This window comes from Streptomyces phyllanthi, assembly GCF_009377205.1.
Classification (GTDB): Bacteria; Actinomycetota; Actinomycetes; order Streptomycetales; family Streptomycetaceae; genus Streptomyces; species Streptomyces phyllanthi.
This window is the reverse complement of sequence record NZ_VJZE01000619.1, coordinates 1-4322: the sequence shown is the minus strand read 5'-3', so window position 1 is coordinate 4322 and position 4322 is coordinate 1. Positions and strand designations below refer to the sequence as shown.

The window sequence follows — 4322 nt, the reverse complement described above, 5'->3', positions numbered from 1 at the left end:
GGGTAGGGGTGGGCGTCAGCCGCGCAGGGCTTCGACGGCCGCTGCCAGTGCCGCCGGCACGTCGGGTACGAGGGTGTGCGCCCCGTCCCGTACGACGTGGCGGCCGCCCACGACCGTATGGCGCACCTCCGCGGCCGTCGCGGCGAATACGGCCGTCTCGGCGCCGAGTCGCGGCAGCGGCCCCGCTGTCCTGACCGAGTCGAGCGCGATCGTGGTGAAGTCGGCGAGCGCGCCCGGCTCCAGGCTGCCCGCCTCGTCCCAGCCGAGGGCCGCGTGGCCGTCGGCCGAGGCCGCCCGAAGGAGGGCCGCCGCCGTCCAGTGACCGCGGGTACGGGTGCGCAGCCGCTCGTTCAGCTCCATGGCGCGGGCCTCTTCGAGGAGGTCGATCACGGCGTGGCTGTCGGAGCCGAGGGAGAGGGGCGAGCCCGCTCCCTGCAGGGCGGTCGCGGGGCCGATGCCGTCGGCGAGGTCGCGCTCGGTGGTGGGGCACATACAGGTGCCCGTGGAGGAGCCGCCGATCAGCGCGATGTCCTCCTCCGTGAGGTGCGTGTTGTGGACCCCGGTCGTGCGCGGGCCGAGGACACCGTGGTCGGCGAGCAGCCGGGCCGGCGTGCACCCGTGTGCCTCCCGGCAGGCGTCGTTCTCCGCCGTCTGCTCGGACAGGTGCACATGCAGCGGGGCCCGCCGCTCCTCGGCCCACCGCGCCACGGTCGCCAACTGCCCCGCGGGTACGGCCCGTACGGAGTGGATGGCGGCGCCGATCCGCGCGTGATCATGTTCCTTGAGAAGTGAACAGCGTTCCGCCCAGGCCTCCGCCGTGCCGTCGGAGAAGCGGAGCTGGTGCTGGTCGGGCGGCTGCCCGAAGCCCGCGGACAGGTAGGCGGTGTCGAGGAGGGTGATCCGGATCCCGGCCTCGCCCGCGGCGGCGACGAGCGCCTCGCCCATGGCGTTCGGGTCGGCGTAGGGGGTGCCGCCGGGGGCGTGGTGGACGTAGTGGAACTCGCCGACGGCCGTGATGCCGGCGAGGGCCATCTCCGCGTACACGGCACGTGCGAGGGCGTGGTACGTATCCGGGGTCAGCCGGCCCGCCACGCCGTACATGACCTCGCGCCAGGTCCAGAACGTCCCGGAGCCGACCTGGACGGTGGCGCGCAGGGCGCGGTGGAAGGCGTGGCTGTGGGCGTTGGCGAGCCCCGGCAGGGTGAGCCCGCGCAGCACCTCCGCTCCGGGCGGTGGAGCGGGCGTCCGCGTGCGCACGGCCCGGATCCGGCCGTCCGCCACCTCCAGCAGGACTCCCGGCTCGACATGCGTGTCCAGCCAGGCGTGTTCGAACCAGTAGGTCGTCTCCGTCACCTGCGGGCCAGCCCTTCGAGTACGTCGGCGAGTGCGGTCACCCCGGCCACGCAGTCGTCCTCGGCGGCGTACTCGGCCGGGGAGTGCGAGACGCCCGTGGGGTTGCGCACGAACAGCATGGCGGTCGGCACGGTGCCGGAGAGGATCCCGGCGTCGTGTCCGGCACCGGTGCCCAGGACGGGCACCTTGAGCTCGGCGTCCTCGTCCGCGCCGAGGATGCGGGCGATCTCGTCGCGCAGGGCGTGGTCGAACTCGACGACAGGGGTGAAGGACTCCCGGACTACGTCGAGCCGGACGCCCTGTGCCTCGGCGTACTCCCGGGCCGCCCGCTCGATGCCGTCGACGACCGTGTCGAGGGTCGCCTGGTCGGCGGCGCGGGAGTCGAGCCAGCCGCGCACCAGGGACGGGATGGCGTTCACCCCGTTCGGCTCGACGGAGATCTTGCCGAACGTGGCGACGGCACCGGCGAGCCGGGCCTCGCGCCTGGCGGCGAGCACGGACTCCGCGTACGACAGCATCGGGTCGTGGCGGTCGGCCAGCCGTGTGGTGCCCGCGTGGTTGGCCTCGCCCCGGAAGTCGAACCGCCACCGCCCGTGGGGCCAGATGGCGCTGGCCACCCCGACCCGGTCCCCCGTGATGTCGAGGGCACGCCCCTGCTCGACGTGCAGCTCGACGAAGGCACCGATGCGGGCGAGCCGCTCCCGGTCCGGCCCGATGGCCTCGGGGTCGTACCCGGCGGCTTCCATGGCCCGCGGGAGGGTGACTCCGTCGGCGTCCGTCAGCCGGTGGGCCTGGTCGACGGTGAGCTGCCCGGCGCTGAGCCGCGACCCGACACAGGCCAGCCCGAACCGGGCGCCCTCCTCGTCCCCGAAGTTGACGATGCCGAGGGGTTTGGTGAACCGCACGCCGCGTGCGCGGAGTTCGTCCAGCGCGGCGAAGGAGGACACGACTCCGAGGGGCCCGTCGAAGGCCCCACCGTCGGGCACGGAGTCGAGGTGCGACCCGGTGACGACCGCGTCCCCGGCCGCGGGGTCCCCGAGCCACGCCCACTGGTTGCCGTTGCGGTCGAGCTCGTACACCAGCCCCCGGGCCTCGGCCTGCTCCCGGAACCAGTCACGGCACTCGAGATCGGCCCCGCCCCAGGCGAACCGCCGGTAACCACCGGTGCCGGGATGCCGCCCGATGGGCTGGAGCTCGCGCCACATCCGGTGAAACGCACCCGCGGTCGGCGACGACGCACCGGCCTCCACCGGAGAGTCGCCGCCCGGCTCGCCCTTGCTCCGGCTCAAGACCCGTCACCCTCACGCATGGGGACCCGCACCCCCCGCTCGGCGGCCACCGACTCGGCGGTCTCGTACCCCGCGTCCACATGCCGAATGACCCCCATCCCAGGATCATTGGTCAGCACCCGCCGGATCTTCTCGCCACCCAGCTTCGTGCCGTCGGCCACCGTCACCTGCCCCGCGTGGATGGAGCGCCCCATCCCGACCCCACCCCCGTGGTGGATGGACACCCAGGACGCCCCGGACGCCACGTTCACCATGGCGTTGAGCAGCGGCCAGTCGGCGATCGCGTCGGAGCCGTCGAGCATGGCCTCGGTCTCGCGGTACGGGGAGGCCACCGAGCCGCAGTCCAGATGGTCCCGCCCGATGGCCAGCGGAGCGGCCAGCTCACCGCTCGCCACCATGTCGTTGAAACGCTCGCCCGCACGGTCCCGCTCCCCGTATCCCAGCCAGCAGATACGCGCGGGAAGCCCCTGGAAGTGGACCCGCTCCCCGGCCATTCGGATCCAGCGGGCGAGGGACTCGTTCTCGGGGAAAAGGTCCAGGATCGCCCGGTCGGTCCTCGCGATGTCCGAGGCCTCACCGGACAGGGCCGCCCACCGGAAGGGGCCCTTGCCCTCGCAGAACAGCGGCCGGATATAGGCGGGTACGAAGCCGGGGAAGGCGAACGCCCGCTCGTAGCCCGCGAGTTGCGCCTCACCGCGGATCGAGTTGCCGTAGTCGAAGACCTCGGCACCGGCGTCCATGAAGCCGACCATGGCCTCCACGTGCCGGGCCATCGACTCGCGCGCACGGGTGGTGAAGCCGGCGGGGTCCTTGGCCGCGTACGACGCCATGTCGTCGAAGTCGACGCCCAGCGGCAGATACGCCAGCGGGTCGTGCGCCGAGGTCTGGTCGGTGACGATGTCGACGGGGGCGCCCTCGGCGAGCATGCGCGGCAGCAACTCCGCGGCGTTGCCGAGCAGGCCGATCGACAGCGGCCGGCGGGCGTCACGGGCCTCGACGGCGAGCTGGAGGGCGTGCTCCAGGGAGTCGGCCCTCACGTCCAGGTAGCGGTGCTCGATGCGGCGCTCGATCGCGCGCGGGTCGCAGTCGACACAGATCGCGACACCGTCGTTCATCGTCACGGCGAGCGGCTGGGCGCCGCCCATCCCGCCGAGCCCGGCCGTCAGGGTGATCGTCCCGGCGAGCGACCCGCCGAACCTCTTGGCGGCCACGGCGGCGAACGTCTCGTACGTGCCCTGCAGGATGCCCTGCGTGCCGATGTAGATCCACGACCCGGCGGTCATCTGCCCGTACATGGTGAGCCCGAGGGCCTCCAGCCGGCGGAACTCCTCCCAGTTCGCCCAGTCGCCGACCAGGTTGGAGTTGGCGATCAGCACGCGCGGCGCCCACTCGTGGGTCCGCATGACACCGACCGGCCGGCCCGACTGGACCAGCATCGTCTCGTCCTGCTTCAGCGTCCGCAGGGTCCGCGCCATCGCGTCGAAGGAGCGCCAGTCACGGGCGGCCTTCCCGGTGCCGCCGTAGACGACGAGCTTGTCGGGGTGCTCGGCGACCTCGGGGTCGAGGTTGTTCTGCAGCATGCGCAGCGCGGCTTCCTGCTGCCATCCCAGGGCGCTCAGTTCCGTACCGCGCGGGGCTCGTACAGGACCAGGGGGCGGCCCGTAGGGCCTCGTTTGAGGG

At 73.1% G+C, this 4322-nt stretch carries 3 protein-coding genes; all 3 read right to left on the bottom strand.

Features of this window, described 5'->3' with window-relative positions; translation table 11 throughout:
• Positions 1 to 15: 15 nt before the first annotated feature.
• Positions 16 to 1353: a formimidoylglutamate deiminase gene (locus FNH04_RS42205; RefSeq protein ID WP_322725441.1), complete on the bottom strand. Its 1338-nt coding sequence runs from the start codon at positions 1351 to 1353 to the stop codon at positions 16 to 18.
• Entirely contained in the window at positions 1350 to 2558 is a 1209-nt protein-coding gene (locus tag FNH04_RS42200) for an allantoate amidohydrolase (protein WP_152791535.1), read from the bottom strand. The genes FNH04_RS42205 and FNH04_RS42200 overlap by 4 nt, the downstream gene beginning before the upstream one ends.
• A gap of 80 nt (positions 2559 to 2638) precedes the next feature.
• Positions 2639 to 4322: urocanate hydratase (hutU, locus tag FNH04_RS42195; protein WP_407704180.1), on the bottom strand; the 1684-nt coding region annotated here is incomplete at its 5' end.

Excerpts from the sequence above, each read along its gene's own strand:
- FNH04_RS42200 (WP_152791535.1), bottom strand. The coding sequence starts at position 2,558 with ATGTGGCGCGAGCTCCAGCCCATCGGGCGGCATCCCGGCACCGGTGGT.